We start from the raw sequence: 2,606 nt of genomic DNA on the forward strand, positions 1-2,606 counted from the left end.
GTGCTTCCCGGACAACAACTTCGAGTCGCCGGGATACCACGAGGCGGGGTTGTTCGTGCACATCAAGACGGTGCAGGGCATCGGAATCCACTGCCCGTGGATGATTCTCGACGACGATGTCGCCTTGATCATGGGGCGCGAACTGCTCGGCTATCCGAAGAAGCTCGGTGAGGTCGACTGGACAGTCACCGACACCGAGATCCGGGCCGAGGCCTCGCGCCGCGGCAACAAGCTGCTCACCATGGGTGGCAGGCTCGGCGCGGTCATCGCCGATCCGCCACCGATTCTGGGCCGCCCGCACCGCAATGTCGTCGGCCTCGCCGGGCTGTTTCCCGCCTTCGTGGTGGGCTTCACCCCCCGCGAGCGGGTGATCGAGGTGCGCCAGATCGAGGACTTCAGCCTGGAAGTACACGGTTCCGAACGCGATCCACTCGACCAGATGGGGATCGGGCGGGTGATCCAAGCGCGGCTGCACCGCGTCGATCTACTCGGTGTGTGGGTGCCACCGATACCGCTGCTGCCGCTCACCCCGCTGTTCACGGCAAGCCGGATGCGGCCTCGAGTCCTATGAGCATCGCCGATCGACTCATCACCGAACCGCTCGCCATCCCGCGACCGGCCGTCACCGCGCCGTTCCCCCGCATCGATACCTTCGACAAGGCACTCACCGCACCAGGCGGTTTCGGTCCACGACTGCGCGCATGCCGCACGGCCGCACTGGATTTCCGTCGCGAGTTCGCCGCCACCGGGCGACCGGACTCGGTGCGGACCCATGATCTGATCTCGCTGCCGTACCCGACCCGCTACGGTCTGTTCCGCGCCGCGATCAGTCCCACGCCGTTCGTCACCATCAGCAACCGCTTGCTGATCGTGCGCTGGACCGAGACCGACGGCACCCCGCGCACTTTGCTGTTCGAGCCGAGCGATCATGAACTCGACTCCTACACACCGTATTTCGATGACATGAAGCGATTGGCGCCAGGACCGGTACGAGGCCTGTTCGTCCATGAGCACACCGATGTGCTGACCGCCTGCCGCCGTGCCGGAGTCGACCCGGCCGAGGTCGACTACCTCACCTTCGACCACCTGCACACCCAGGATGTGCGGCGCTGGCTGGGCACCACCTCGCCGCAACCCGACATCAGCCCGAATCAACCTGTGGTAGCGGCTTTCCCGAATGCGAAGCTGCTGGCTCAGCGTGACGAGCTCGAGGCCATGGCCGACCTGCACCCGTTCCAGCGGCCCTGGTATCAGCCGAGCACCTTCGTCGACCTGCCACCCGAGAAGATCCTGCCGCTCGACGGCAGTGTCCTGCTCGGCCCCGGTGTCGCGCTGATCACCACGCCCGGCCACGCCATGGGTAACCAGTCGCTGGTGCTCAATACCGACACCGGCATCTGGGCGATCAGCGAAAACGCCATCGCCACGGAATGTCTCACGCCGGACCAGTCTCGAATTCCGGGTCTGGCGAAGGCGGCGAAATCCTGGGGACACGAGGTGGTGCTGAACGCCAACACCATCGAAACCACGTACGAGCAGTACAACTCGATGGTCATCGAGAAGACCATCGTCGATGTGTCCCAGCAGGATTCACGCTTCCTGCAATTCTTCCCGTCCAGCGAGCTGACCGGCGCACTGCTCAATCCCGGCACCACACCCACCTTCACCCACCGCGCCATCCGGCACGGCTGACCCACTCGGCGGCATCATGACCACCACACCCGCGCGCAACCTCGGACTTTTCGCTCAGCTGCTCGATCCCGCACACCGCGCAGACCCGTACCCGCTCTACCACCGCATCCGCGAGCACGGACCTGTCCGGCTCGGCGGGGCACCGGTAGTGGTGTTGTCGTCGTATCAGGACTGCGCAACGGTATTGCGCGACAAGGCGAGCAGCGTCGAACGCCACTACGCCTCGATTCCTTTGGGACCCACCCCCGTTCACGACCTCGCGGGAGACCTCGCCGGCGAACTCACCGGCATCGCCCCGATGCTGTTCCGCGACAACCCGGATCACGCCCGCCTGCGTCGTGTGGTCGCCGCGACCTTCACTCCCGCCGTCGTGCGCCGGATGGAGCCACGGATCACCGCCATCGCCGACGCAGCTCTGGACCGTGCGGCCGAGCGCGGGCAACTCGATATCGTCGCCGATCTCGCCGGCCCGCTGCCGGTCACAGTGATCTGCGAACTACTCGGTGTCCCACTCGATGACGAACCCCTGATTCGAGGGTGGTCGACTGGACTGGCACGCGCTCTCGACCCGGTGTCGGCCACCGCCACCACCGGCCGCCCCGACCCTGCGGCACTGGTCAGCGATAACAACGCGCTGCACGATTACTTCGAACAGCTCGTGCGCCACCGCCGCACCCGACCGGGTGCGGATCTGGTGTCCGCTCTGATCGTCGCCGAGGACTCAGGCCAGGCCCTGAGCCACGACGAACTCATCGCCACCTGCGCGCTGCTGCTGATCGCTGGACACGAAACCACGGTCAATCTCATCTCCAACACCGTTCTGGCTCTGCTTTCTCATCGCCTCCATGGCCAGATCCTGTGCGTAGCACCGCCTTTCGTCACATCGGTGGTCGAGGAGAGCCTGCGCTACGACC

The 2,606-nt window shown here is 65.6% G+C and carries 3 protein-coding genes; all 3 read left to right on the forward strand.

The features are described 5' to 3' along the window. A partial coding sequence (locus ACFWF3_RS31645) for an acetoacetate decarboxylase family protein (RefSeq protein ID WP_379317444.1) occupies positions 1 to 571 on the forward strand: 571 nt, incomplete at its 5' end. Further along, positions 568 to 1,692, forward strand: coding sequence for a hypothetical protein (locus ACFWF3_RS31650; RefSeq protein ID WP_379317446.1), 1,125 nt, complete (start codon positions 568 to 570; stop codon positions 1,690 to 1,692). The genes ACFWF3_RS31645 and ACFWF3_RS31650, both read left to right, overlap by 4 nt. A 16-nt stretch (positions 1,693 to 1,708) precedes the next feature. Further along, positions 1,709 to 2,606, forward strand: an 898-nt coding sequence (locus tag ACFWF3_RS31655; RefSeq protein ID WP_379317448.1) for a cytochrome P450, incomplete at its 3' end; no start/stop codon positions are given.

It is taken from the genome of Nocardia sp. NPDC060220 (genome assembly GCF_042727815.1).
Lineage (GTDB): Bacteria > Actinomycetota > Actinomycetes > Mycobacteriales > Mycobacteriaceae > Nocardia.

Bases quoted from the DNA above. Each gene is read 5' to 3' on its own strand.
- ACFWF3_RS31650 (WP_379317446.1), top strand. From the start codon at position 568: ATGAGCATCGCCGATCGACTCATCACCGAACCGCTCGCCATCCCGCGA.